Genomic DNA, 25,800 nt, shown 5'->3' with positions numbered 1-25,800 from the left:
AGTTATTTACTAGATTACTAAATTACTAACTCACATGACTAATCATAGCTCGCCTCGCCCCGAAAGTCAAGACATCACAAAAAGGACGCGCCCGGACCACCGATCGCCTTCGCGATCGGCAGCACCGGCACGCGTCCCGCAACGAGATTGGCATGCTGCTTGCTCTATGTCGTTGTTACTGGCGCCCTTCCACCAGCGCTTCGCCCGCTTGGCCGCCCCATTCGCCGATGGATCACTGCTCCTTGCTCGACATTGACCTTGCCCCACTGGCCTAGATCCTCATCGAAATCACGGGATCGGACTTGAATCTGATGCTGCGAGATGCCCATGGCGCCAGGACTGTAGGATTGCTACGGTATCTGCACGTTACATGGTTACACTCGCTGCCGGAAGCGGTCTTTCCTCAGAGATAGATCCGTCGTGTCAGAGATAGATTCTGTCCACTCGCTGTCCGATGCGGCTCACAATCTCGTTCGTAATCGTTCCGCAGCGGCGCGCCATCTCGCCTGCCGTAATGGACGCTTCCCCGTCTTGCCCAATCAGCGTGACCGTGTCCCCTTCCTGAACTCCCCCGATATGCGTCACATCCACCATGAATTGATCCATGCAAATGTTGCCCGCGATCGGCGCCCGTTGCCCCCGGATGAGAACCGCTCCCCCTTTCTCCGCGAGAACTCTCGGCACGCCGTCTGCATAGCCGATCGACACCGTCGCAATGACGCTGCCCGTTCTTGTCTTGTAATTGCGACCGTACCCGACAGGCTCGTCTGCCTGCATCTGCTTGACCAAGGTCACCCTGGCCCTCCACGACAGCGCCGGCCGCAGATCAATGGGCGCTTGATCGCGTTCGGTGCCGAGCAGGCCGAACAGGGCAATGCCCGGACGGGCCATGCCGCAGTGGAGCCCGGGATAATTGACGACCCCGTAGCTGCTCTGCATATGCAGCGTGCCCGGGTCCAGCCCGGCCGCCTTGATCTGATCGATCGTCTGACGAAATCGCTTGATCTGGGCATTCGTGAACGCGATATCCGCTTCCGCCGGACTGTCGCAGGAAGATAAATGGGTGAACGTTCCGGTGACGCGCACGTTGCGCAGCCGGTACATCGAGCAGATCTCGTCCATATGGCTCCAACGTTCGCCCAGACGGCTCATGCCGGTGTCGATCTTAATATGAACGTTCACATGTTTGCCGAACGCATCCAATGCTTTGCCGTAATCGGCGCTGATGACCGTTTGCGTGAGGCGGTAACGCGCCAGATCGTCGAACCGTTCGGGCGAGGTATAGCCGAGCACCAGTATTTCTCCCTTGATGCCTTCTCGGCGCAGCGCAACTCCCTCTTCCACCTCCGCCACCGCGAACTGACGTACGCCGATGCGGCTCAAATGTCTGGCTACCGGAATACTGCCATGCCCGTAAGCATCCGCCTTGACGACCGCCATCAGCTCGCAATCGGGCGGCAGCAGGCCTCGAAGCTCCCGCACGTTATGCGTCACGTGATCCAGCCGGATCTCCGCCCAGGCCCGGCGGCGCAGATCCGGAGCCGCCCTGCGGAACCGGCCAAGGAAGCGTATCACGCCGAAGGACATCATAACCGACAGTGCCGTGCCTCTCCCGTCCGTCAGCCGCAGCAGCAGAAGGCCGGTGCCCGCCGCGGCGGAGCGAAGACGAACAGAGCGTGCCGCCGTCCACGCGCCGAGCGCAATATATAACGGCGCGAAAAAGAGGCCGTTGCGCGTGTAATCGAACCAGGTGAACATCCCGGCATACGCGGCGCGCAGGACCGGAAGCTGCTCCGTTACGCCGTAATAGCTGTCTCCCAGCAGACCGGCGATGTACAATAATCCGGCCGCAGCCAGCATCCCCTGCAACGGAAGCGTGCGATACAAAAAGTACGTAATATACGTCCCGAGAATCAGCGCGGGCAGATACCATAAATGATAGAACGTGCCGTTGAAGACAAGATCCCGAAGCAAGGACAATAAATTGAATTCCTCCGCAAAGTATCCCGCATACCCGTTTAAAGGCAAATAAAGCACGATGGACACCGCATACAGCAGCCCGATTCTGAGCATGAAGCGATGCAGCAGGGCACGATCCCGGCTTGCCTCCCCCGTCAGCTTGCGGAAGAACAAGAACCCCGATGCGATAAAGAAAAACGGCACAGCCACGCGCGCCGCAATGCCGGTCAACATGAAATCGGCATAGGAGCTGTACGACATCAACGGGCCGGTATGAATGGCAATGACCAGGAGGGCGGCCACGATTTTGAAGCGGTCGAGCCCGCCAACATGAACGTTAGCCGTCACGGCGCCCACCGCCTTTGCGGTGAAGCACGGTCACGATGAAGCCGTCCTGATTATTGCCGGACAAGCGGTAGGGTACGCCGTGAACGACAGGTATCGTCGTTAGCCCATTTGCAGCCGCCGGAACATAATACACTTCATCCACCCCATCCCGGCCCTGGACGATCAAATGCGGCCCTTCACAGGTGAATTGCTTCACAACATCGATATACTCCTCCAGGCACATCCCGTTCTGCGTGATAATGCGCGAATGCGGGAAGCCGACATAACGAAAATGCCACGGCTCGCAAGCGATCCCGGTGATCGGCTCCTTGCCTTCCTCGTACCTCTGAATAAAGCCGTAATCAGCGGCAAGGCGCTTGAAGTCCCGGCAGACGCCACGATCAGGGAACGACGGACAGAGATAGTCGATCGTATCGGCATATTCCCCGACATCCACCGCGAGTCCGGTCTGGTGCTCGCTCTCATTCGGGCGCGCGACATAGCTCGCCGTGAAGGCGGGGCCGTGGTCCCGCACCGATGCCGCATAGATGCGCCCTTGCGCTTCCTTCGATCGGTAGCCGCTGACGGCCACGATGCGCCCTGCGGCACGGCATGCCTGGAGCAGTTGGTTCAACTGGCGCAAGCACGTCTTCTCCAGCAGAATCTCCGGCTCCTCGCAATGGCGCGCCGCCGGAATCTGCTGCACCGGAAGCAGTTCCTCCGGCGCCGGCGGACGCTTCACCGGATGGTCGCGGTTCACGAGCAGGACATGCCCTGCGTGAACCTGATCCCGGCCGACCGCAATTTCCGTGTATTTTCCCATGAGCGACCTGCGGTTGGCCGCATACATCCTGACTTGACTCATGCGCTCCGCTCCTCCGCGAGGGCGAGCTGAATCAACCGGTCCAGGATGTCCGGGAAGGACAGGCCGATCCCGCGCAGCATATTCGGGTATCTGCTGGCGGACGTGAAGCCTGGCATCGTGTTCACCTCGTTGAACACGATCCTCCCTTCGTTCGTCAGGAACAGGTCGACTCGGGCCAGCCCGCGGCAGCCGAGCGTTCGATAGATGGTCAGCGCCGCTGCTTTGACTCTGGCTGCGGTATCGGCATCGATGCGGGCAGGCATATGGATGGCTGACGTCTCAAGCGTATATTTTTCATGATAATTGAAAAATCCGTCCCGGAGCTCAATCTCATCGACCTCGCCCACGATTGGATCGGCATCGCCCAGCACAGCGCATCCCACCTCGAAGCCGTTCACATTTTGCTCGATCACGATCTTATTATCATGGGAAAAAGCGAGTATCGCCCCATCCATCAGCTCTTGCTTATTGCATGCCTTCGTAATGCCCAGAGACGATCCGGATCGGGCCGGCTTCACATACAGCGGGAATCCGAGCCTTGCCGCGGCGTCCACCGCTCTGTCCAGCGGTTCGTCATCGTAAATCGTAACGGACTCCGCTGTCTCGATGCCGGCCGCGCGCACTAATGTATGCGCGATCTCCTTGTCCATGCCGATGGCCGACGACAGCGAGCCGCAGCCGACGAACGGAATACCCGACAGCTCCAGCAGCCCCTGGACGGTTCCATCCTCCCCGTTCTTGCCATGCAGGACAGGGAAGACGGCATCGACGGGAGTCATATGATACTCGGTGCCGACAAGCACGATAAGACCGCCGACGTCCCTGCTTGGCGAGAGACAGGCGGGCAAGCAGGCGGGATGGGCGTGCCAGCGGTCCTGCCGGATATCCTCGGTGGGGCCGTGATATTTCAGCCATCTTCCCTCGCGCGTAATGCCGACCATGACGATATGATAGCGGGCCCGGTCCAAATGATCGATGACCGACGCGGCCGATTTCAAGGATACCTCATATTCGGTGGAGCAGCCGCCGAACAAGACGGCAATCGTCTTCTTTTTCATCAATAACAAGCCTCCATGAAGTAGTTTTCTGCTATGCTTCATCGTAGCCTGTTTATCTTGTTTATCTTTAAATAGAGTGTTAATGTTTTTAAAGATTCTGCTAGACGAATATGAAGATTTATGAAGTTTTGTTAAGAAAGCCGCGTTCCCGGAACGGACATTTCTTGGCCCGGGCAAAAACATCGCTGGATTGATAGGGTTCATAGATTACATAGATTAGGAGGGATTGACCTTGATACAGTTGAAGGATATCGGAAGATTCGAGACGCTGCCCGACCGGGCGATGCAGATCGTGGAAGGCCATGTTCCCGCGCTCCGCGAAGCGATCGCGCAGGGCTGGGATATCGAGGAGGAGATTACGCTTAGCCAATACACGACGCTCCGCCCCCTGCATATTGCGCTGCTCGCAGAGCAGCTTCCAATCGTGAAGCTCCTCATCGAGCATGGAGTCAACCTGAATGATAAGCAGGATCCGGCCATTCTCATCGCCGTGCGCTATTGCGGCGAGGAAACGGTTCGCTATGTGGCGGCGCACGGGGCGAAGCTGGACGCGCTGAACCGGGTGAAGTCGAATGCCTATGATCAGGCGTATTACGGCAACAAGCGGAACATCCCGCTCATTCACGAGCTTGGTCTCGATGTCCGGAAGCATGGCGGGAGCACACTGAGAAAAGCGGTGGGCGATCGCGACAGGAAGACGGTCGCATGGCTGTTGGACCATGGCGCCGACGTTAATTTCAATGCTCGCGATATGGTATTGCATCGGTTATTATGATGTCGAGCATCAGGAATATGCGGATCTGGGCCCGTTTGCCAAGTTCATTGCCCATCCTGAAGTCTATTTAGGCAAGATTATGGAAGGGGAGCTGTAGCTGATTCCCCTTCTCCCCGGGAATCCCTGCTTCTCACGATAGCGCGGTAATCAATTTTCCCGTTGGCATCCATTCGGATATGGTAGAACGGGCTGTGCTTCGACACATAGAGCGTATGGCGGCGATGCGCCAGAAATTTCAAAATGGCCTGGCTGGTGAAATACGATTCAATCTCCTCATACCTTCGCACCCTCGCCGCTTCCGAGCGCTCGCCTTGGAGCTGACGAAGGAGGGAGCGCACATGACTTCTGCCCTCTTCTGGCAACGCCGACATCAGGTAGTTGCCCTTGCCCTGCAGCATGGCCATCGCCGACATCATCCAGTCCTTGCCGAAAGCGATTCCCCCGACGAAGCAGTCATACTTGCTCCCTGCTTCCTCGTTGATCTCGGCGGGTGACACGATCTCCAATGCGCATTGCAATCCATGTGCATGCAGCAGCCGCTCCAGCACCTTGGCCTCTCTCAAATGATTGGCCTCCGGCCGGATCTGCTGAACCCGGATGCGGATCGTCGGCCACGGGATGTCAGGCTTCGGCCTCGCGCATGCCTCAGGCAGCTGCCGTTCCGAGCGGTCAACCAGGAAGCTCGTCGCCGCGAACTCTCCCTCTTCCCGCAAGCAAAATGCCTCGCTCTTGATCGCATCATAGAGCCAATGCCTGGCGGCCTCATCATGGAAGACACTCGATTCATTGGCGTTGAGCAGCACAAAATCGGCCCCCTGCTCTACCTGCTCGATTTTCACCGCCTCTTCATCCGGATCGTTCGACACGCTGGTCGATAAGCCAAAGGTCAACAGGTTGGGCGTATGGATCACCTCGACTTGGTCGAGCCAAGGCCGGCAGCCAAAATAATGCTCGAAAGCTTCCAGCTTCACCAAGGTGTCCGTAAGGCTGGCCAGCCGGAAGGGCCCTGTCCCGGGCGGAATGCCGTGTTCTCCGCCTTCCATCCATCGCAGCGGCACGATGGACAGCTTCGGACTGCATACGATTCGCGGAAATAAATAATTCTGCTCCTTCAACTGCACCGTCAAGGAATAATCATCCTCTATCGTCATGCGCTCCATCGGAATGAACATCCGGTCCCGCTTCATGGCCCGGTTCAGCGTGCCCATCACATCCAAGCTTCGGACGGCCGTTCCATCATGGAAGCGGACGCCTTTGCGCAGCAGAATTCGCCACGACACCCCGTCCCCGGTATCGACAGCATGGGCAAGATGAGGCACAGGCTGTTGAAGCTCCGGATCGAACCGCAGCAGGGAATCAAAAATGTGTTCGACGAAATGCACATCATGTCTCGAGATCGCATGCAGCGGATCGAGCACTAAGCGCGTATTCGGATACGGATAGCGGAACACATCCAACGGCTTCTCGTTATGTACAATATGGTGCAGGCCATACGCCTCTTCAATGAAACGCTTGATCTCCCCGTCCTGGAACATGCCATGCTCGGCGATGAGTTGGAACGCCTTTTGAAATTCGCCCTTCTGCCACAACGCTTGAAAATAGAGGCGAATGATCTCCTCCAGGCTCTTATGCAGCAGAAGACGCGGCTTCTTGCCTCTTCCTTGAAAAGAAATCCAGCGGATGTCTCCCTGCTGATGGAGTTGCTTGAGTATCGTCTTCGTATAGCGCGTGGAGCATTGAAACAGAGCGGCCAGCTCTCCAATCCCCGTCTCGTTCTCGATCCCTTGAGGAAAACGTCTGGCCAGGTCAATCAAATAAGGATACATGCTCATCCTCCTAAAAGGGGAACTATTTCATCCATATTATCACTTTTTGTTCCCGTTTCTTCATTCTACACTGGAAATAACATCAACGGAAGGATGAGGGAGTATGTCAGATACATCGCTGCATCAATATCGGAATTTCAATGTGTTATATGCCAGCACGTTCATTGTAACGATGGGCGGCCAGATCTACAGCTTTATCCTGCCGCTGTTTATTTATGAATGGTCCCAATCCGCACTCGCCATGAGTACGATGCGCGTGATGGATTTTGTGCCGAACGTGCTGCTCGGCATGCTCGCCGGGGTAATGGTCGACCGGATGAACCGGCAGAAGATGATGACGTGGACCAGTTTCCTTCAAGCCGGACTCGCTGCGCTCCTCGTACTTCTCCTGTGGCTGAATGCGCTCCATCTGTGGCAGCTGTATCTGCTCGGCTTCCTGCTCTCGACCGTCAGCTACACCTTCGGCAACGCGAAGCATGCGATTATGCCGCAGTTATTTCCCCGGGAGAGGATGACCGATATTCAGGCCCGGTTCTCACTGCTGGGAACGGTACTCTCGATTATCGGACCGTCCATCGCCGGCTTCCTAATCATTTGGCTGGCTTATGAGTGGATGTTCCTTATTTATGCGATAAGCCTGGTTCTCTTATGGGTGACTGTCTTGCTGCTGGATCCGGTGCCATCGCCTGAATGTGCGCGCGAACAGACCCTTTGGCAAGATATGAAGGAAGGGATGAGCGAGCTGTTCGGCAATAAGACATTGCTTCCGCCGACAATCACCATCTTGTTCACGAATTTGGCCACGAGCTTCGTCATCGGCGTTCTCGTCTTTTACACGGTAGATCAGTTGGGAGCGACATCGAAGGAGGTCGGCTGGATGTTCTCCATCTCGGCGTTCGGGGGGATTGCCGGGGCGAAGGGACAGAAGCTGCTGCGCAAGAAATGGACAAGAGGCGCCATTTTTCATGCCATGCTCTGCATCGATGCGGTTGTGCTCTGCTTATTTTTCTTCGCAGGAGCTTGGTGGCAGCTCGCGATCCTGTTAGCCTGCCGAACCTGCACCACCGTCATCGTCAATATCATTTATTTGGCGATTCGCCAGGAGTCGACGCCGAATCATTTACTCGGACGCGTCGCAGGCACCTCTTCGATGTTCATGAAGCTGGTCTTGCCGCTCGGCTTGCTCTTGTCAGGCCTATGGGCGGACCATCTGCCGATTCCCTGGCTGTTCCTCATCGCAAGCGCCATCGTCGCCTTGCTTGCTTTCTATCTCTCCAAGGGAACATTTCGAACAACCAGGTAAGGCACTGACGGGAATGTCAGTGCCTGTCCTTCTCCTCCGCTTCCACCACTCGCAAGCCGGGATTCGTCTCTTGCTCCACGACATGCTTCAGGATGGACAGCTTGTTGCTCCAGAAGCGCTCGTAGAAGGAGAGCCAATCCTTCAGCTCCGTTAGCGGCTCCGGATGCAGCCGGTAGATCTTCTCCCGGCCCACCTTCCGCCCGCTGACCAGTTCGGCTTCGGTCAGAATATGAAGATGCTTGGCAATGGCGGTGCGGCTGATCGGAAAATGTCTCGTAATCTGGGAAATCGGCATTTCCTTGTCCGCCAACAAGCGAAGAACTTCCCTGCGGGTTGGGTCGGCGATAGCCTGAAACACATCGTACTTGGCCGCAGACGATGACACTTAGCCCTCGACCGCCTGGCGAAGCCGTTGATGCACGATCGCATCCCAGCCCTGATTCATCCGATCGCGAATGACGGCGCTCGTCTCATTCGCCTTCCCGATAATCGCATCCGCTGCCTTCCACCCGCCGTGAATCAACGTGAACTCGGTCTTGTCCCCCATCTCTGTCAACAGGAACGTGACGATCCAGCCGTCCGTATCCCACGCGAAGGACAGCCGGTGCGGCGCCTCTATCTCGATGACTTTGCACGGGGAAGGTCCGAACGGGGATTGGATATGGAATTCATGTCCCTCCTTCGGTTCGAAATCATTCTCCATGAACCAGGAGGCAATGCCCTCCGCCGTCGATACGACATCCCACACCTTTTGAATCGGTGCGTTCAACACCACGGTTTGCCGGATATCGGGAACTGTGTTCTTGTTGTTGGTTTCCATCCTCATTCTCCTTTCATTCGAAAATAGGAAACCGAATGGTTTCGCTTTTCCGATTATATGAAACCATTTGGTGCTATGTCAATAATTCGTACGATTCTATCCGCCAAGCAATATGATCCAATTTCCCCTCATTGCTGCTCAGGCAAACCGATGTTCACCGTTTGTTCATTGAAAGTGACGTAACGGGGCCGGCTATAATGGCAACTATTCACAATATCGTTCTTCCACAGATCGATGAACTGCCAACGCTGATACACAATCATCGCAAAGGAGAAATGTCCAATGAGCAACAACCTAATTCCCCCGCCTCGCACCAACGAACAAGTCAAGGTGCCATGGAATGGAATCGACGTGCTGTTTATTCTCGTTATATGGAGGCTGCTGCTGTCGGCTCCCGTCATGAACGCGGCCGCAGTTCCGCTGGAGTATCTGGGGCTCCTGCCCGCCTATGCCCGCTACACAGCTGCCTTCCTGATCCACATCATTCAACTCGCTGTTATCGGCCTCGTCATCATCCGCAAGTATCAATTAACCTGGACATCCTTCGGATTCCGCAGGCCAACGAGGAAGGACTGGCTGCAATTGCTGCCCTGGGCGCTCTTCGCCAATCTCATCTCATTGCTCGTGCTATGGGTTACATTTACGTTTCTGTGGTCGGAAGGCTCTTCCAAGGCGGAGCCGGCAGAATCGGTCGGCTTCATTCTAACATTACTTATGGGAGCTGTCGTTGCTCCATTGGTGGAAGAGGTCGTGAATCGAGGCGTAATCTACGGCTATTTGCGGAGCCGCTTCGGCGTCCTTGCCGGCGTCATCGTCAGCGCGCTTATTTTCGGGGTCGGCCATGCTCCAGAGCTGATGCTGAACGCTATAGTAACTGGCAGCCTGTTTGCGCTCTTTTATGAGAGGAGGGGAACCCTGTGGATGCCCGTTATGCTGCACGGCGTCATGAACGCCACCGTTATTTTTATTTTCTGGCTCCGATGATGCTTAAGAATCCGATCTCACGGCAGGAGGTGTAAGAACAGGGCGCCTTCCCCTCACCATTAATAAAAAATTAAAATATTTTTTCATAGCATAATTGATTTCCTGCCGCTAAATACTATACGATGAAGATCCAATCGAACGAAGGAGTTGAAGCACATGTCCGTAGATGCATATTTGAATTTTAACGGGAACTGCCGGGAAGCCGTCGAGTTCTATGCTGAGGTGTTCGGCACAGACAAGCCGCAGATCATGACCTTTGGCGACACGCCGCCCCACCCGGACTTTACGCTTCCGGAGGAAGCCAAGCATCTCGTTATGCATGCCCGTCTCAACATATTGGGCAGCAACGTCATGTTCTCGGACGTCTTCCCGGGAATGCCATTCACTGTCGGCAACAATATCAGCCTGGCTGCGATTTGCGAGAACGAGGACCAGCTCCAGTCGATTTACGACAAGCTGCAGGCCGGCGGCAAGGTCGTCATGGAGCTGCAGGAGACATTCTGGAGCAAACGCTACGGACAAGTGGAAGATCGGTTCGGAATTTTGTGGCAGCTTAACCTCGGCGAAGGCGGGGATATGGAAGCCTACGAGCGGTAAATGAGAGAAGGAGCAGCCCTGCTGCTCCTTTTTTTAGCTATCTACATATATTACTGATGTCTTGATACGAACGCCTTTAGTCCTTCCAGGGACATGACTCCGACTTGTTTGTCGACCGCTTCGCCATTTTTGAACAGAATCGTAGCCGGAATGCCCATAATCCCGAAGTGAGCGGCGGTCTCCGCATTTTCGTCAACATTGACTTTGAGCAGCTTCACATCGTTGTTCCCTATTGCGTCATACGCTTCAAGTATGGGGGCAAACATCCGGCAAGGTCCGCACCAAGGCGCCCAAAAATTGACAAGAGTCAATCCTGTGCCTTGCAGCTCCTTGTGAAATGCCGCATCGGTAACATGGTAAATCGTCATTCGGATCTTCCTCTCCTATAGCATGATTTATTTTTCCATTGCGCATCCAGGTGTCATGCCGGCCGCAATTTCGAGCCGGTTCCAACAATTGATGGCATTGATGGCCATTACGAGATTCACGTACTGTTGCTCAGTAAAATGAGCACGGACTTGTTCATATACATAATCAGGGACCCCCAGCTCGGCGACTCGCGTAATATGCTCCGCCAGCTCAAGCGCCGCTTTCTCCTGGCTGCTGTAATTAGGCACGTCGCGCCACACATCCAGGAGTACAATCCGCTCGAAATTGTCTCCTTTGTCATAAAGAGTTCTGCCGTTTATATTCATGCACACGGAGCTGCGATTCATTTGTGACACCCTTAGCTTGATTAGCTCAATGATGGACGGATCCAAACCGCATGTCATCACAAACGACTCAAGGCCCATCATCGCCTCGTATGCAGCAGGATTGACTTCATCGAGAACCATTCTGAATTCCATTCCGCCTTACCTCCCCAATCCATTCGGTCGAAATATGTGGCTTGCAAAGCTGTCCCGGCAAGAACACACGGGCCGTAAAACACCACCTCCTATCCGTAATCTTCCTCCGTCAAATCCAAATTGACGCTCATTGCGATTCGACTGCCATCCGCTGCGGCAAATACCACTTGGGAAGGCGAGAAACGCGAAGCATCCCCTGCGGCATACAGGCCGGGTATCGAGGTTCTTCCCCGTTGATCCGTCTGGATCCCGCCCGATTCCGTCCTTGCGCAGCCCAGTTGTTCACCGATCGGCGTGCTTTGCACAAACTGAGGCATCACGAAGCCGCCGGCCCGCGGAACCTGAGTTCCGTCCGCAAAGCGAACATGATCAAGCTGCCCATCTTGGCCGACGAAAGCCGCAACCGGCTGCTCCATTACGGCGATACCCAGTGTGTGCAGCCGATCTATTTGCTCTTCCGTCAACGGAGCCTTACCGTTCGTGCAGACGACCAGGTCCTTGCTCCAATTGAGGAGCAGCTTGGCGGTATGAAACACGCTTGGAGATTCGGATACAAGGACAAGCGGTTGATCCTGGAGCTCCCAACCGTCGCAATAAGGGCAATTCAACAAGCTTTTGCCGTACAGCGGATAAAAGCCTTCGATCTCCGGAAACACCTCCTTTACGCCCGTCGCCAGGATCACTTTGCGCGCCGGAAGGCGAAGGCCTGACGAATCAAGCACTTCAAATCCGGATTCAATCCGGTTCAGTGCTGCAACCTCGGTTGGGAAATGTTCGACAAACGGATAACGCAGCACCTCCTCATATGCAATCCGGCGGAATTCGGACGGAGTTATACCGTCTCTCGTAATAAAGCCGTGTGACGCATGCGTGACCGCATTTCTGGGGCGGTTGCTGTCGAGCAATGCAACCCTTCTCCTCGCCCTGCCAAGAACGAGGGCTGCATTCAAGCCGGCGGGGCCACCGCCAATAATGGCGCAATCGTAAGTCATGATGTTCATCCTCTCTAACGTAGATAACAAAGACTCATTATATCTATAATAAAACCAAAAAAAACACTTTTTATTCGCAGCGAATTTATATCTCTTCCTCGCTGCCCGAGGCGGATCAGCTTAGACTTGCGTTTGCTTGAATGCCAGATCCGCCAATTTCGCATTGTTAAGATGCTGTTCCATTTTCTCTTCCGCTTCCTTCATGACCGCTTGAATCAAGCATTCGGAACCATGGACAAAGCCGCATTCAAATAACGAAGCGGTCCCCTCGATGGCATGAATGATATCCAAAAACGTAATATCGTCTTTATTGCGGGTTAGCCGGTAGCCTCCATTGACCCCGGAAACCGATTCAATCATTCCTGCTTTTACGAGCCTCGTTAAAATTTTGGAAAGATAGGTCGGCGAGACGCCTTGAGCTTCCGCCAACTGCTGGACGCCAATCGGCTTCACCGAAGCAGCTTCCACGAGCATGAGCATCGTGTGAAGAGCATAATTCGTCGCTTTTGAAAATCTCATGCTGCACCTCCCATTCAAGGACTTATCGTATCTATAATATCCTTGAAGCAGCCCAGATGTCAAGCTGCGCCTTTTCACAATACATCAGACCGTTGGCCTGGGTTCGCAACGGTATACGGGAATCCCCCTCTTCATCGTCTCCACGATTCGAATCCGGCCCGCCTCTGACCGTTCCAGCTCGCTTCGGACTGCCCCCTGCGGATTATCGCAAGCCGTTTCGGCGATCTCGTTAATATTTTCTCATCGAATTCTAATAAAGCCGTGAATTCATTGCCCTTGCAGCGTTTTCAAGACATCCGTTAAATAATGGATGCGAATCATATGTTATGTTGTTAATAGGCCTTACCCCAACTTTTCAATACAAGGAGGAAGACCATGAACAACATGAAGAATCAACGCATTGTCAAAACGGTAACGGGAATCAGCCTTAGCTTTTTTATAGCCTTGTCAGGCACGGTAATGGCAGCCCCTCAACCAGCCCAAGCGGCCTCCGCGTCCGCTTCCACGGTAGCGGATAATGTTATTGCGACAGGAAAAGCCTTTCTCGGCGTTCCTTATCATTTCGGAGCTAAATCCGGCCGAACCGATCAATTCGATTGCTCTTCGTTCACGCAGTATGTGTTCAAGAAGCATGGCATCGAGCTTCCGCGCTCTTCGCGGGAGCAAGCGACCGCGGGCGTTAAAGTCTCCAAGAACGAACTTCAGCCGGGCGATCTTGTCTTTTCCGATACGAACCGGGACGGGAAGATTAACCACGTATCCATTTACATGGGTGAGGACAAGCTTCTTCACACCTATAAAGTCGGTGTCGGCGTAACGATTTCCGATTTTTCCGGCAGCTCCTGGGACAAGACGTTCGTGACTGCGCGACGCGTCATTACCTCCCCTACATCCGAAGCTTCTGCCCCGGCTCAAGATCGTAACGCGGAAGAGAGCTACGATCAGCAAGCTCCTGCCGAGGAATACCAATGGAATTGGCGATAATAAAATACGCGATGGATAGCAGGGGTTCGAGCTGAAGCCCTGCTTTTTCTATTTCTGCCCCTGGCTTTATCTATTCAGGTTGTATTTTTCTTGTTATTGTTCCCGAATGCAATGAACAGCATGCGCTCACGGTGACCGCTTCTGCAGGCAACAAATGAAAGAGCCCTGCTGTTGAAGCAGGGCCGAATTAAGACGGCGATCAGGACTGGCGCATCTTTTAATAAATACAAGCACGCGAGACGATGACCAATAAAATGAACAGGACCAAGATAACGCCTATAGAAGTAAAATGACCGATGCCTTTGCATCCAATTCCGCCAACATCACTCATTCCGGCAACCTCCTTTCCTGCTAGGTACATACTCATTGTATTGGGGTTGCGTCCTGAATGACTTGGCTATGTCCCATACCGCAATAAATTAGGCTCTGTCCGGGGACAGATCGACTGTTTTTTTCATGACAAAAGGCTCCGCCGGGAGCCTTTTTTCCTTGGTTATTTCGCGTTGACCGGACCCGTCACGTTCATCATAAATAAGATATCGGCAGCCCCTCGAAATAGACAATCTGAGCGGTCCGGATATGGAACGCCTTGTCATGCCGATTCAATTGAATATGATCGACCGCGACGCTGGCTAATACGCCTTCCAGCGTCTCTGCTGTCGTCCGGACGGTAATGCGCTGGCCTTGATGCCGGCTCAGATGGTCCAGGAATACCGGATCCAGACAAGTCACGTAATCGGTTGGCTGCGGCACGGCCGGCGTCGTGCAAATCGGAGTGCACGCGGCCGGTTGATGATTGACATAAGCAGGCTGCACGATCGGGTGAAGGCAAGTCTGAACATGATGCGGCTTGGCTGGCGGTTTGGCTGGCGGTTTTTCTTTCTCGGCAGGCGGTTTGTGTGCGGGCTTCTTCTCGGTCATGGGCGGTTCCCTCCTTTTCCGTCTCATTGTAATTATATATGTTCGGGAACCCGGAATATTCCGGCTGGCATTGAATCCGGCAGCCGCGTCACCGCGAAGCCGGACAAAGAGGCTTGATTCTCTTCTTCCGGTGCGCGCTACTCCTTAATCTGCAGGCCGAACTGGGCGGCGAAGACAGCAGCTTGCTCCGGAGAGATGATGCAGCCCTGCAAGTCGTCCAGACCGGCGCCCAGCGCCGTGAACGTGCACGCGCTCAGATCGATGCCGGCCAGCTTCGTGCCCGATAATTGCGCCTGATCGAGATCGCAGTTCTCGAATTGTGTCTGCAGGACGGTCGAGCTGTACAAATCCGCATGAACCAGCAAGCATTCCTGAAACTGAACCTGCTTCATATTCGCGAACCGGAAATTCGCATAGCTGGCATTGCAGCCGGTGAACCGCACATTGCGGAGCGTCGCCTCCATCAAGTCGATGCCGATAAGCTTGCAATGGCGGAATTCAGCGCGATGAATGATGGCCCCGCTGAAATCGATGTTCGACAAATCGCATCTGTCGAGTACGACATCGATCATCTCCATCCGCGACAGAGCGGTCTCCGCAAACGCGGCATTCCGCAATACCACCTTGTCGAAGGTGACCCGATCAACTTTCTGCTGTTCGATGACACAATCCTTGATCACACCTTCGCGGAACACGTCTTCATCATAAAGCATGCCGTGCGGCAAAAGTAGTTCAGACAACTCCCGCGGCAATTTGGGAGCGTCGATTTTCAACTCATCCACGCATACCAGCCTCCACTTTTCTCTGTCTTCTAACTATACCGCCGGCCGGGATCGTTGACCAGTGCAGCCTGCGGAACACCGTTGGCACAACCGGGCATTGTTCCCTCATAACACGAAGAAGCCGCTCCGGAAGAATGCTTCATCTTCCGGAACAGCTCCTTGGCTCGATGGCAGGTTGTTCGCTTACGCCGACAGATCCGCCTTGCTCCGCTGTCTCATTGCGGCCGCCTGCACCATCGCGTATACAAGCAGGAACAGGATCATGAAGCCGGCGGAATACCGGTACATCACGGCATAGCCTGTGGCGGCCGAGATAGCCCCGAGCAGAAGCGCTCCGGCAGCAACCCCGAGATCGGTCGCGTTGTAGAACATGCTGTTCGCCATGCCGTATTGCTCCTTCGGCACGAGCCGGATCATCCATGCCTGAATCGTCGGCTGAATCGCGCCGAACCCGAGCCCGTACAGCAGTGCGGACACGACCAGCATCGGGATCGAGGTCGTATACGACAATATCGTCAAGCTGGCGATAACACAGACAGCCGCCGGGATCAGCACGGCCGCATGGCCTCGGCTATCGAAGACCCGGCCGGATATCGGCCGGATAATGATGATCGTGACGGCGTTGAACAAGAAGAACAGCCCGACCTGCTCCAGATGCACCGCTTCGCCGAACAGGGCAATGAAGCCGAGCAGCCCGCTATATGTAACGGACAGAATGACATTGAGCAGAGCCGGGAACAGGAGCTTCGGATTGAGCCGCTGCTTCTGCCGGGACAAGCCCGCGGTTCGGGGCTGCCTGTGTTCAGGCGGGATCGAGCGGGTGAGCAGCAGGATCGGAAAAATGAGCGCCACGGTTACGGTACCGATAATGGTCAGCATGCCGAATCCGGATTGCTTCATGACATTAAGTCCGATCATCGGCCCGATGGACATCGCAAGGCTGGTAGACAAGCCGAAGTACCCTATACCTTCGCCCATCCGGGGAAGCGGGATGATCTGGGAGACCATCGTCGGGATAATCGTGCTGCCCATGCCGAACCCGATGCCGTATCCGACCCGCATCAGCAGAATGGAGCCGATCGAATCGGCTGCTGCATAGATGGCAGTCATCACAGCGGCGGCGGCAAGCCCGATGTACAAGATGACGCTGCGCTTCATCCTCCGCATCAGCGCGGCGGTGATGAAGCGGGTCGCAATGGCGGAGGCCGCGAACACGCTGGTGACCAGGCTGACGGTTACATCCCCGGCATGGAATTCATTTTTCACATACGCGGGAAAGGAAGACAGCAGCATTTGCAAATTCAAAAACAATAAAAACGAACAAATCGTTAACGACAGGAACGATTTCGTCCAAAGCGGTGTTGATGGTTCCTTCATCAAGTGTCTCTCTCCTTATTCTCTGTCTGCTAATTCATTCACATGGCTGTTGACGCGGAGAAGAAGCTCGATGAGCAGTTCATATTCGTCATCCGACATACATTGCTTGATGTCCTGAATCATTTGCTGCTCGATTGGCGATGTTTGCTCGATCAGCGCCTTCCCCCGCTCGGTAATGCGGACGAGGAAGGAGCGGCGATCATGCTCTCCCGGTGTCTTGAACACGAATCCCTTCGCTTCCAGATGATCGAGAATCCGCGTCGTCGTCGGCCTGTCTTTGCCCGATCGCTCGGCAATGTCTTTTTGAATCAAGCCGTCGGCCCGGCTAATCTGATACAGGATGGTCCATTGCTCCGGCGTGATGTCGTACTTCTTCAAGCGGTGCTGGAACATTGTCGACACCTTGCGGTAGGTCATGCCCATCACGAAGCCGATGGAACGGAACAGACGGTTCTCTTCAGTCAAGCCTGCGGTCCCCTTTCAATGATTTAAATTAACATAGTTGTCTAAACAACTATATGCCTAACAACTAGAAATGTCAATGGAAATCCAGCGGCGGCCGGAGGCCAAATGTCATGCGGCGCTTGAAACTTACGCTGCGTCATTTTATATAATGGAGAGACATCATGGAATGAAGGAGGGAGCATCATGATTCCGATTCAAGATGTGACCAAAAAGACCGGCATCACCGTCCGGACGCTTCGCTATTACGATCAAATCGGGCTCTTGAACCCGGCAGGCAAGACGCCCGGCGGACATCGGCTCTATTCGGATGAGGATCTGATGAGATTGAAGCATATTCAATTTTTGAAGCAGATGGGCTTCCGCTTGCAGGAGATCGATGAAATGCTCGCCATCCATGACCTCGATTGGTCGGCCAGTCTGAACAATCAGCTGGCCTATGTGCTGGAAGAGCAAGAGAAGCTCAAGCAGATGGAGATGCATCTGCGCGAGCTCATTCACAGTATGGCTGTCGAAGGGGATGCGAAGGGCAATGCAATTCAAAAGCTGATTCAATTGTCCGGACGCAGTCAGGAGACGCGCCGGAAATACCGCAAGCTCCTCTTCCAGGAGCATGAGCAAAATCTGATGTCGCGCCTGCCGAGAGTGGATGGCAGCGATCCCGACTCGCTGGAGTGGCTCGGGCTCATCGCCCAGCTCCGCAAGCATATGGATGCCGGACCGGACTCGCCTCAGGTGCAGCGCATTATTCGAAGAATTGCCGAGAAGAGCGAGGAATCATTTCCAGGAGAAGAGGAATTTCTCGATAAACTGTGGGAAATCCGGAAGTGCCCGGAGCAATCCGCCCAAGTCGGGATGTATCCCCTGGAGCCTGAGCTGCTAGAGCTGTTCGAGCAGGCGTATAACCTCTATATCGCCAGCGAAGACGCCCGGCAGCTGAAGCAGGAGGCGGGTTCATAAGCGGCGAGCGGTCTCCTTCGCTCGCCGCATCCGCCTTCCAAGCGCTACAGCAAGGAGGCGGCATAGCGGAGCAGCGCAATGACTGCCATCCCGGTAACGACGGTAATGAGCAAGCTCCGGGTGAAGTATGCGGCGGCGAAGGCGGCCGCGGCGGCAATGAGCGGCAGCACGGAGCCGCCTTCGCTGCCGACGAACAGCTCCTGAGCCAGAAGCGCCGACATAACCGCGATCGGGATGTGGCTCAACCAGTTCTGCCCCCATTCCGGCAGCGGCTTCTTGCTCAGGACGATAAGCGGCAGCACCCGCGGTATCAAGGTAACGAGCGCCGCTCCCGCCAGCATCAAGAGAAAGCTCCATCTTACTTCCATTTTTCCATCCACACCCCTACGCTTGCCGCGATAATAATAGCGATTAAGACACCGGCGCTCTTGGACAGGAACATCGTGCCGGCAATGGCTGTCGCTACGGCGCAGCCTGCGACCGCCAGATCCACCCGGAACTTGGACCGTTCCAGCCATTGCAGCATGAACAGGCCGATGAACATCGCCGGCAAGGCAAAATCCAAGCCGTACTTCTCCGGCGAGTCGATCCAGTGCCCGAATACCCCGCCGGCCAGATTGGCGACGAGCCAATTCAGATAAGCGGTCACATTCAGTCCGAGCATCCACCGGAAGCTCCCCTGCGTCCGCCCCGTCAGCTTCGTAACGGCGACGCCGAATGTCTCATCGGTCAGCTGAGAGCCGATCAGCATATTTTTCCATGCCGGCAGATGGCGGAAATAAGGCGACATCGCCGCGCTCATTAACAAATGGCGCAAATTGACAAAAAACACAGTAAAAATAATGGCAAAAGCGGGACTTCCCGAGGCGAGCATGCCGGCCACGATGAATTGGGCGGAGCCGGCATACAAAAATATCGACAGCAGCGCGATCTCGGCCAGAGACATGCCGGCCGTCTTCTCCACCACCCCGGCTGCGAAGCCGATGCTCAGATATCCCAATACCGTGGGAAGGCAGTCCTTCACCCCCAGCAGAAACGGTTCGTTCCTCGCCGCAGGCGCATTCACATATTGTTGGTTCATGGTTCCTCCTTTGTCCGCCTTTGATCCTCATACCGTTGTCCGGTGACGACATGGTAGAGAGCAGGATGATTCCGCCACAGCGCATCCAGCTTCTCCGCTCCGAATACGGCCGTTATCTCTTCAATCATAATGTCATGCCGGATATACTCGGTCGCCACCAGCACGAGCACCGGGTCATGCGTCCGGACCGCCCAGGAGGCAGCGTCGCCGGAGAAGTTCGCGATCAGCACCTCCTCACCGTCGCGGGAGACGATGGTCAAGCGCCCTCCCGCCCGATCCTTGACCACTTCCGGCGGCATATAATCATGATGGAAGGTCGTCCCGATGCGGGCTTCCGGCGCTCCGAAGAGCACGGAAAACACCTGAACCCCCTCCCGCAGATGCGCGTCCACCGCTTCTTGAATGACAGGAACCTGCGGCTCCCAGACGGACAGCCACAGCTCGTCCTCCGCCCTTCCGATCATATCCGCCATTTCATTCAGCACCAGTTCGTCGCTGCGGATATGCCAGATGACATCCATGTCCCGCTCCCGCTGCAGGAGCGGCAGCCTTTGCTCCAGAAAAGAAAAGGATTGCTCAAATTGGTTCCGCAGCCGATCGATGAGCTCGCCCGAAGGAACCGGCGAGTATTTGACCGGATCGGAAGGCACGAGGTGAACGGCCCCCTTGTCCATCAACTTCCCCAGCACCTCGTAAATCATAGATCGAGGCACGCCGGATCGCTTGCTAATCTCATAGCCCGTAATGGGGTGAACCTTCAACAGTCCAATATAGGCTTTGCACTCATATGGAGAAAAGCCGAGCTTCTGCAACTCCTTGAACACATCCTCCATGGGGCACATCCCTTCTTTTGGCATATAATCTCCTTTGAGGAGTTATGTAGCTAACTACTATCGAACACGAAAAGAAAAACGGCCCAGCGCAGAGCGAACCGTAATCGGCCAGCGTGGCCGCGTCGTTAGATTACTACTTACTATAATGCCGCTTCATTATCCTGTCAATGGTCCCTCGGAGAACCGGCAAAAAAATAACCCTGCTCCATCAGCAGGGCATGAAATAAGATGACCTAGAAGCACGAACGCATGAGGGAGCCAATCCTCTTAATCTTATCGTGGATTCTAATAAATGCATGCACGAGAAACGATGACGAGCAAGATGAACAGAACCAAGATTACAGCTGTAGAAGTGAAGGGATGATGACATCCGTACCCACCTTTGATATCGCTCATTAGGCAGCCTCCTCTTATGAATATACCTCATTATATTGGGTTAATTTCATGGTTGATTTGGCTTTAGCCCATAGAATAGAAATTAGGCGCAAGTCCCTGCTGTACAATATTGGTTCATCATGATCTACGATTCAAATTGCAGGAACACATTGGCGGTGTAATATCGCTTCGCGATATCCTGCAAATAGGAGGCCTGGACGGACAGAACGGCGATGACGAGGCCGTTGCTGACTGCCTTCCGGCAGGGCCCGGACAGAGCCCATCCTTGCGCCGTCCGGTCGGCCGTCGTCTTGACGAGCTGTTCCAGCAGCGCATCCTGCGCGCCCCCGGCCGAAGCATGTCCGGCCACGTCGAACAACTGGTCATTGTTCGCATCCAATTCCTCGAACATGCCGGCATAAGCATGATAGACCTGAATCGGATCGATCCCTCCGTGCCGGTCGCGGAACAGGGAATCGAACAGCGTGCGAATCGATACGAAGTCCAGCGTGCACTTCAGATCGTCGATCATGAACATCAGTGCCGCTTGATTTATCGAGTATTTGCGCCCTTCCTTAATGCTGGCGAACAGCTCTTTGAAGTCGCGCTTCACCCAATTCTGAATCGATGTAATCGAAATGTTCGAATGCTCTATCAAATGGCCCAGATCCGCGATCTCCTGCAGCGAAAATCCGGCAAACGGCTGGCCCTGAATCAATTTCTTGATGATATGCGGCATATCCAGTGACAAGATTGACTGCATCGAGTCCGCTGCCGCTCCCGTATTGCCGTGAGTATGCGACCATGCGGCCTGGAGAATGGCCAACGGCGACTGGCGCTGCATCCCTTGCAGCGAGAGCAACAGAGACGACATTTCTTTGCGGGTCAGCGTGAAAGACTCCATCTGCTCCCCTCCTTAGCCTTCCAAAAGTTCATATGAACCTAATATAGCACTGTTCAAAATTGCTTGTAAAGAGCCGAAAAACAAAGGGAATGGCATCCCATACTGCCCTCAATGGGCGTAAATCGGTCCGACACCCCCAAATTGACCCCTGCCGCCAGTTGTACATCCAAGGTAAAGTTCGTAAAATTAGTTCATAAGAACTTAAATCTGATTATAAAGGGATGAGACAACATTATATGGGTATAGGATTGAATCTATTCATGATTGCCGTATTGATTATGCTGACTGCGTTCTTCGTTGCGACCGAGTTCGCTATCGTGAAGCTGCGCTCCAGCAGAGTTGATCAGCTTGTGCTGGAAGGCCACAAGAAAGCGCTCGCCGTTCAGCAAGTCACAAGCAACATGGATGGATATCTGTCAGCCTGTCAGTTAGGTATTACGATTACGGCGTTAGGACTCGGGATGCTGGGCGAGCCGACCGTGAAAGCGATGCTGCTCCCATGGTTGACCGACATGAATATTAGCAGCAATGTCAGCCATGTGCTGTCCTATGCCATCGCGTTCTTGTCCGTTACCTTCCTCCACGTTGTCGTCGGGGAACTCGCGCCGAAGACGCTGGCCATTCAGAAGGCCGAAGCGATCACCTTGCTGGCAGCGAAGCCAATCATATTCTTTTACAAATTGATGTACCCATTTATTTGGCTTCTTAACGGCTCTGCGAACCTGCTGGTCCGGACATTCGGGCTGAAGCCGGCCAGCGAGCATGAGGAAGCCCATACCCAGGAAGAGATTCAGATTATCCTGTCCGAGAGCCTGCAGAGCGGGAAGATCAATAATGCCGAATACGGCTATGTGAACCGCATCTTCGCCTTCGATGAGCTGCTGGCGAAGGAGATCATGGTGCCGCGTACTGATATGGCCTGCGTCTATACCAACTATTCGTTGGAGCAGAATCTGGAGATTATCCGCAAGGAGCAGTACACCCGCTTCCCTGTCGCGACCGGCTCCAAAGACAATATCATCGGCATGATGAACACGAAGCAGCTGTTCCTGGAGTATGACAGAGAGAAAGAATTTGATTTCCGATCATTGATTCACCCGATTCTTACCGTGCCCGAAGCGATACCGGTCAAGACCTTGCTGACACGGATGCAGCAGGAAAATATGCATATGGCCTTGCTCGTGGATGAATACGGCGGGACATCGGGGATTATTACGATAGAAGATATATTGGAAGAAATCGTCGGCGAGATTCGGGATGAGTTCGATACCGATGAGCGCCGGGAAATTGAAGTGCTGGATGAAGGATGCTACCTGCTCGACGGCCTTGTGCCGCTGCACGAATTCTGCCATTTGACCGGACTCGAGATCGACAACGCGGAAGTGGACACGTTCGGGGGCTGGGTGTTCAATCATTTCACCGAGCTGCATCGAGGCAAGGAATTGCGTTATGAGCATGTCCGCATGATTATCCGCGAGATGAGCAAGAACCGCATTCGCCGGATTGAAGTCATTGTCGAGGACAAAGTGGAAGCACCAGTACCAGTACCGGAATAACAGGCGTCATTGGCCCTAATCATGGGACATGCGCCACAATCGCGCCCTCTCCCGAACGGAAGAGGGCGCTTCTGCATTTAACAATCGGATTGCTTTGTGATAAGCTAACGGTAACGTGACACGGAACGAAGGAAATAAGGAGTTGCCATTGAACCTATGACCGAGCCATGGATTGAAGAACTGCTGCACGCCGATGCCAATGCGAAGATGACCGAGAAGCAGGAGCGGATCGTGAAGGCAGCCATTGAGGTTTTTGCGCAAAAGGGCTTTGCGGCCTCCTCGACCAGCGAGATTGCGCAGCGCGCCGGCGTGGCGGAAGGCACCATCTTCCGTCATTACAAGACGAAGAAGGATTTGCTCCTCTCCATCGTGGCGCCCTCCATCGTGAAGCTGATTGCCCCGTTCGTGCTGCGCGAGTTCAAGGACGTGCTGGACACGGAATATGAGAGCTACGATCAATTTTTGCGGGCCGTTATCGAGAACCGCATCGATTTTTTGCATCACAATATGAGCCTGGTCCGCATTGTGCTGCAGGAGCTTCCCTTCCATCCCGATCTGCAGACCCAACTGCAGGAGATTGTTGTCTCTCAAGTGAAGGAACGGTTCGAGAAGATCATCCGCGGCTTCCAGGCCGAAGGGAAGCTTATCGAGCTGCCGACCGGCACCGTTATCCGGCTCACGGCCTCGGTCATTATCGGGTATGTGTTTTCACGCTCCTTCCTCATTGGGAAGGAGCAAGCAGAGTGGAACGACGAGCAGGAACGGGAAGCTACGATTTCCTTCCTGATGAAGGCGCTGGCTCCTTGAGCCAAAGCCAAGCCGCCGCAGATCGCAATCCGCGGCGGCTTTTTCGTTGAAAAATTTATATTTTGCGGTACTTCCGCAGCACGGCAATGTTCAGCACGATGAAGACGAGGGCGAAGCCGGCCAGCACGACGAGATCAGCGTATATATCAGACAGTCCCATCCCTTTATACATGACAGCTTGCAGCGCATCCCCTCCATAATACATCGGCATGATCCGCGCAACCGCCTGCAGCCAATCCGCCATGCCGTCCACCGGAAAGATGCCGGCGAAGAAAACTTGAGGAACGACAACAAGCGGAATGAACTGCACCATCTGGAACTCCGAGTTGGCGAAGGCCGACAGCAATATCCCCAATGATAACGCGACCAGCGCAAGCAGCAAATTAATGATAATGACGCTCCCGAGACTGCCCGCCATGACAATTCCAAGCACCTTGACCGAATAAAAGACGACGATAAGCGTCTGAATCACGGCGAACAGCCCATAGCCGAGCAAATACCCGAATACAATCTCGCTGCGGCGAACTGGCGTCGACATCAGCCGATCCAGTGTGCCGGTCGTCCGTTCCCGCAGCAGGGCGATCCCCGAGATAAGGAAGACGAAGAAGAAGACGAAGAAACCGACAAGAATCGGACTTAACACATCAAAGAACGACGTGTCGGCATTCCCGTACATATAATCGATTGCAAGCTTCGGCTCCGCCGCACCGAGAGGGCCGCCTGCCGGAAGCTCGACCTTTCCTTGCAGCAGATGGGCCAGCCGCTTGGCCTGCTGCTTCGCCGCCTGTGCCGCAAGCGTCTGCATCACCTTCATCTGCAGCGCTTTGGCGGACGCCGGATCCTCATTCCGCAGCGTAAGGGCGCCCTCCTCCTCCCCTTCCCATTGCAGCACGCCGTCGAGATCCTCCTCGGCCATCAGCTTCCTCGCTTCGGTTCCGACAGGATAGACCATCGGTTCGATCTCCTTGTCCCGCAGCGCCTCCACCGTCGCTTCATCCGAGCCGATCACGGCAAGCTTCGGATTCGCGGCGGAATCGCCCGTGAACAGGAAGTGAACGAGCGTCAAAATAAGCAGGGGCGCCACCATCATGAGCGCCAAGGTCCGTTTGTCGCGCATCATCTGCTGGCCAATCCGTCTGACCAGGGCTGCCGTTCTCATGCATCCATTCCCCCTGCCTTAATAAATATGTCCTCCAAGCTGTGAATGCCGAAGCGGCTCTTCAAATCGGCGGGCGAGCCATGGGTCAGCATGCGGCCTTCCCTCATCATCGCCAGCCGGTCGCATTTTTCCGCCTCGTCCATGACATGTGTCGTCACCAGTATCGACTTGCCTTCCTGCTTCAGCCGATACAGCTCATTCCAGATAGTTAATCGCAGCTCCGGATCGATACCGACCGTCGGTTCATCGAGCACGAGCACCTGCGGATCGTGAACGAGCGCAATCGCGAGCGACAGCCGGCGCTTCATGCCGCCGGAATACGCCATCACTTTTTTGGACAGATGGGGAGTAAGCTGAACCAGATCAGCCGCATAAGCAATCCGTTCGGACCGTTTCTTTTTGGATAGTCCGAACAGGGAGGCGAAAAAATCTAGATTCTCTTCTCCTGTCAGCTCCGGGTAAAGCGCATCCGATTGGGCCATATATCCGATGCGCTGCAGCATCCCGAGATTCGGTATCCTCTCGCCCTCCACCTCGATCTCCCCTTGCGAGGCCGAATCCATGCCGACGATCAGCTTCACCAGGGTGGTCTTGCCTGCCCCCGACGGTCCGATCAATCCATAGATCTCGCCTTCGGCCACGGTCATGTCCACGTCTGACAGAATGACCTTCTTGCCATATCGCTTGCTTACTTGTTGGACGGTAATTACGTTTCTCAAAGGATTC

Annotated in this window: 30 protein-coding genes and 1 pseudogene; 9 read left to right on the top strand and 22 right to left on the bottom strand. The window is 54.6% G+C overall.

The window, feature by feature from the left end; translation table 11 throughout:
* Positions 1–423: 423 nt before the first annotated feature.
* From vanT to vanG, 3 genes are read right to left on the bottom strand one after another with little or no spacing between them, the layout of a single operon-like run.
* On the bottom strand, positions 424–2,307 hold the full coding sequence (vanT, locus tag NNL35_RS15405) for a serine racemase VanT catalytic subunit (RefSeq protein WP_254553570.1): 1,884 nt from the start codon (positions 2,305–2,307) through the stop codon (positions 424–426).
* A complete protein-coding gene (locus NNL35_RS15400) occupies positions 2,297–3,151 on the bottom strand; it encodes a D-alanyl-D-alanine carboxypeptidase family protein (RefSeq protein WP_254553569.1) in 855 nt (284 codons plus the stop codon). The genes vanT and NNL35_RS15400 overlap by 11 nt, the downstream gene beginning before the upstream one ends.
* The gene (gene vanG / locus NNL35_RS15395; RefSeq protein ID WP_254553568.1) at positions 3,148–4,209 is read right to left on the bottom strand and encodes a D-alanine--D-serine ligase VanG; all 1,062 of its coding nucleotides are present in this window, start codon (positions 4,207–4,209) and stop codon (positions 3,148–3,150) included. Before vanG ends, NNL35_RS15400 begins: the two co-directional genes overlap by 4 nt.
* Positions 4,210–4,441: 232 nt before the next feature.
* Here vanG and NNL35_RS15390 point away from each other — a divergent pair.
* Together NNL35_RS15390 and NNL35_RS30405 are read left to right on the top strand one after the other, a co-directional pair.
* A pseudogene (locus NNL35_RS15390) lies at positions 4,442–4,966 on the top strand (ankyrin repeat domain-containing protein); the annotation flags it as partial.
* On the top strand, positions 4,950–5,081 hold the full coding sequence (locus tag NNL35_RS30405) for a hypothetical protein (protein WP_276540137.1): 132 nt from the start codon (positions 4,950–4,952) through the stop codon (positions 5,079–5,081). The pseudogene NNL35_RS15390 and the gene NNL35_RS30405, both read left to right, overlap by 17 nt.
* Here the strand turns inward: NNL35_RS30405 and NNL35_RS15385 are convergent.
* Positions 5,062–6,810 carry an ABC transporter substrate-binding protein gene (locus tag NNL35_RS15385; RefSeq protein ID WP_254553567.1) on the bottom strand — a complete coding sequence of 583 codons (1,749 nt, stop codon included), beginning with the start codon at positions 6,808–6,810 and terminating at the stop codon, positions 5,062–5,064. The two genes, NNL35_RS30405 and NNL35_RS15385, sit on opposite strands and share 20 nt — an antisense overlap.
* A 103-nt stretch (positions 6,811–6,913) precedes the next feature.
* On the opposite strand from NNL35_RS15385, the gene NNL35_RS15380 reads away from it, so the two are divergent.
* Positions 6,914–8,113, top strand: coding sequence for an MFS transporter (locus NNL35_RS15380; protein ID WP_254553566.1), 1,200 nt, complete (start codon positions 6,914–6,916; stop codon positions 8,111–8,113).
* A 16-nt stretch (positions 8,114–8,129) separates the two neighbouring features.
* On the opposite strand, the gene NNL35_RS15375 is transcribed toward NNL35_RS15380, so the two are convergent.
* Both NNL35_RS15375 and NNL35_RS15370 read right to left on the bottom strand, forming a co-directional pair.
* The gene (locus tag NNL35_RS15375) at positions 8,130–8,498 is read right to left on the bottom strand and encodes an ArsR/SmtB family transcription factor (RefSeq protein ID WP_254553565.1); all 369 of its coding nucleotides are present in this window, start codon (positions 8,496–8,498) and stop codon (positions 8,130–8,132) included.
* The gene (locus NNL35_RS15370) at positions 8,499–8,933 is read right to left on the bottom strand and encodes an SRPBCC family protein (RefSeq protein ID WP_133383792.1); all 435 of its coding nucleotides are present in this window, start codon (positions 8,931–8,933) and stop codon (positions 8,499–8,501) included.
* Between the two features lie 282 nt (positions 8,934–9,215).
* Between NNL35_RS15370 and NNL35_RS15365 the strand changes: the two genes are divergently transcribed.
* Both NNL35_RS15365 and NNL35_RS15360 read left to right on the top strand, forming a co-directional pair.
* Entirely contained in the window at positions 9,216–9,917 is a 702-nt protein-coding gene (locus NNL35_RS15365) for a CPBP family intramembrane glutamic endopeptidase (protein ID WP_006677333.1), read from the top strand.
* Between the two features lie 156 nt (positions 9,918–10,073).
* Positions 10,074–10,514, top strand: a complete 441-nt coding sequence (locus NNL35_RS15360; protein WP_006677332.1) for a VOC family protein — start codon at positions 10,074–10,076, stop codon at positions 10,512–10,514.
* 50 nt (positions 10,515–10,564) lie between these two features.
* On the opposite strand, the gene trxA is transcribed toward NNL35_RS15360, so the two are convergent.
* The 4 genes from trxA to NNL35_RS15340 all read right to left on the bottom strand — a co-directional run bounded on the left by trxA (position 10,565) and on the right by NNL35_RS15340 (position 12,873).
* Positions 10,565–10,882, bottom strand: a complete 318-nt coding sequence (trxA, locus tag NNL35_RS15355) for a thioredoxin (protein WP_006677331.1) — start codon at positions 10,880–10,882, stop codon at positions 10,565–10,567.
* Positions 10,883–10,909: 27 nt separating this feature from the next.
* On the bottom strand, positions 10,910–11,362 hold the full coding sequence (locus NNL35_RS15350; RefSeq protein WP_006677330.1) for a carboxymuconolactone decarboxylase family protein: 453 nt from the start codon (positions 11,360–11,362) through the stop codon (positions 10,910–10,912).
* Between the two features lie 89 nt (positions 11,363–11,451).
* Positions 11,452–12,354 (bottom strand): NAD(P)/FAD-dependent oxidoreductase, encoded by a 903-nt coding sequence (locus NNL35_RS15345; RefSeq protein ID WP_040731582.1) that lies wholly within the window; start codon positions 12,352–12,354, stop codon positions 11,452–11,454.
* A gap of 120 nt (positions 12,355–12,474) precedes the next feature.
* The gene (locus tag NNL35_RS15340; RefSeq protein ID WP_006677328.1) at positions 12,475–12,873 is read right to left on the bottom strand and encodes an Rrf2 family transcriptional regulator; all 399 of its coding nucleotides are present in this window, start codon (positions 12,871–12,873) and stop codon (positions 12,475–12,477) included.
* Between the two features lie 375 nt (positions 12,874–13,248).
* Here NNL35_RS15340 and NNL35_RS15335 point away from each other — a divergent pair, with 375 nt between their 5' ends.
* Positions 13,249–13,857: a C40 family peptidase gene (locus NNL35_RS15335; protein ID WP_006677327.1), complete on the top strand. Its 609-nt coding sequence runs from the start codon at positions 13,249–13,251 to the stop codon at positions 13,855–13,857.
* A 217-nt stretch (positions 13,858–14,074) separates the two neighbouring features.
* Here the strand turns inward: NNL35_RS15335 and NNL35_RS15330 are convergent, their stop codons facing one another.
* The 5 genes from NNL35_RS15330 to NNL35_RS15310 form a co-directional block, all read right to left on the bottom strand.
* Positions 14,075–14,188, bottom strand: a complete 114-nt coding sequence (locus NNL35_RS15330) for a YjcZ family sporulation protein (RefSeq protein ID WP_220084718.1) — start codon at positions 14,186–14,188, stop codon at positions 14,075–14,077.
* A 194-nt stretch (positions 14,189–14,382) separates the two neighbouring features.
* Positions 14,383–14,778, bottom strand: coding sequence for a DUF2642 domain-containing protein (locus NNL35_RS15325; RefSeq protein WP_006677326.1), 396 nt, complete (start codon positions 14,776–14,778; stop codon positions 14,383–14,385).
* A gap of 137 nt (positions 14,779–14,915) precedes the next feature.
* A complete protein-coding gene (locus tag NNL35_RS15320; protein ID WP_006677325.1) occupies positions 14,916–15,560 on the bottom strand; it encodes a pentapeptide repeat-containing protein in 645 nt (214 codons plus the stop codon).
* Positions 15,561–15,743: 183 nt separating this feature from the next.
* On the bottom strand, positions 15,744–16,937 hold the full coding sequence (locus NNL35_RS15315; protein WP_006677324.1) for an MFS transporter: 1,194 nt from the start codon (positions 16,935–16,937) through the stop codon (positions 15,744–15,746).
* 15 nt (positions 16,938–16,952) lie between these two features.
* Positions 16,953–17,402: a MarR family winged helix-turn-helix transcriptional regulator gene (locus NNL35_RS15310; RefSeq protein ID WP_006677323.1), complete on the bottom strand. Its 450-nt coding sequence runs from the start codon at positions 17,400–17,402 to the stop codon at positions 16,953–16,955.
* Between the two features lie 183 nt (positions 17,403–17,585).
* Here NNL35_RS15310 and NNL35_RS15305 point away from each other — a divergent pair, with 183 nt between their 5' ends.
* The gene (locus NNL35_RS15305) at positions 17,586–18,359 is read left to right on the top strand and encodes a MerR family transcriptional regulator (protein WP_006677322.1); all 774 of its coding nucleotides are present in this window, start codon (positions 17,586–17,588) and stop codon (positions 18,357–18,359) included.
* 44 nt (positions 18,360–18,403) lie between these two features.
* Here the strand turns inward: NNL35_RS15305 and NNL35_RS15300 are convergent, their stop codons facing one another.
* The 5 genes from NNL35_RS15300 to NNL35_RS15280 all read right to left on the bottom strand — a co-directional run bounded on the left by NNL35_RS15300 (position 18,404) and on the right by NNL35_RS15280 (position 21,552).
* Positions 18,404–18,727 (bottom strand): AzlD domain-containing protein, encoded by a 324-nt coding sequence (locus NNL35_RS15300; RefSeq protein WP_006677321.1) that lies wholly within the window; start codon positions 18,725–18,727, stop codon positions 18,404–18,406.
* The gene (locus NNL35_RS15295; protein ID WP_006677320.1) at positions 18,718–19,440 is read right to left on the bottom strand and encodes an AzlC family ABC transporter permease; all 723 of its coding nucleotides are present in this window, start codon (positions 19,438–19,440) and stop codon (positions 18,718–18,720) included. Before NNL35_RS15295 ends, NNL35_RS15300 begins: the two co-directional genes overlap by 10 nt.
* Entirely contained in the window at positions 19,437–20,273 is an 837-nt protein-coding gene (locus NNL35_RS15290; protein ID WP_006677319.1) for a TrmB family transcriptional regulator, read from the bottom strand. The genes NNL35_RS15295 and NNL35_RS15290 overlap by 4 nt, the downstream gene beginning before the upstream one ends.
* Positions 20,274–20,558: 285 nt before the next feature.
* Positions 20,559–20,669 carry a YjcZ family sporulation protein gene (locus NNL35_RS15285; RefSeq protein ID WP_238535349.1) on the bottom strand — a complete coding sequence of 37 codons (111 nt, stop codon included), beginning with the start codon at positions 20,667–20,669 and terminating at the stop codon, positions 20,559–20,561.
* 124 nt (positions 20,670–20,793) lie between these two features.
* Complete coding sequence (locus NNL35_RS15280) at positions 20,794–21,552, bottom strand: DUF1836 domain-containing protein (RefSeq protein WP_006677317.1); 759 nt, start codon at positions 21,550–21,552, stop codon at positions 20,794–20,796.
* A 260-nt stretch (positions 21,553–21,812) separates the two neighbouring features.
* On the opposite strand from NNL35_RS15280, the gene NNL35_RS15275 reads away from it, so the two are divergent.
* A complete protein-coding gene (locus NNL35_RS15275; RefSeq protein WP_006677316.1) occupies positions 21,813–23,108 on the top strand; it encodes a hemolysin family protein in 1,296 nt (431 codons plus the stop codon).
* A gap of 156 nt (positions 23,109–23,264) precedes the next feature.
* Entirely contained in the window at positions 23,265–23,915 is a 651-nt protein-coding gene (locus tag NNL35_RS15270; RefSeq protein WP_006677315.1) for a TetR/AcrR family transcriptional regulator, read from the top strand.
* Positions 23,916–23,970: 55 nt separating this feature from the next.
* Here NNL35_RS15270 and NNL35_RS15265 read toward each other — a convergent pair whose 3' ends face one another.
* Together NNL35_RS15265 and NNL35_RS15260 are read right to left on the bottom strand one after the other, a co-directional pair.
* The gene (locus NNL35_RS15265; protein ID WP_006677314.1) at positions 23,971–25,074 is read right to left on the bottom strand and encodes an ABC transporter permease; all 1,104 of its coding nucleotides are present in this window, start codon (positions 25,072–25,074) and stop codon (positions 23,971–23,973) included.
* The gene (locus NNL35_RS15260; RefSeq protein ID WP_006677313.1) at positions 25,071–25,793 is read right to left on the bottom strand and encodes an ABC transporter ATP-binding protein; all 723 of its coding nucleotides are present in this window, start codon (positions 25,791–25,793) and stop codon (positions 25,071–25,073) included. The genes NNL35_RS15265 and NNL35_RS15260 overlap by 4 nt, the downstream gene beginning before the upstream one ends.
* Positions 25,794–25,800: the final 7 nt, after the last annotated feature.

Source organism: Paenibacillus dendritiformis, assembly GCF_945605565.1.
Taxonomy (GTDB): domain Bacteria; phylum Bacillota; class Bacilli; order Paenibacillales; family Paenibacillaceae; genus Paenibacillus_B; species Paenibacillus_B dendritiformis_A.
Note: the sequence above shows the minus strand (reverse complement) of the source record. Positions and strands in the feature narration are given on the sequence as shown.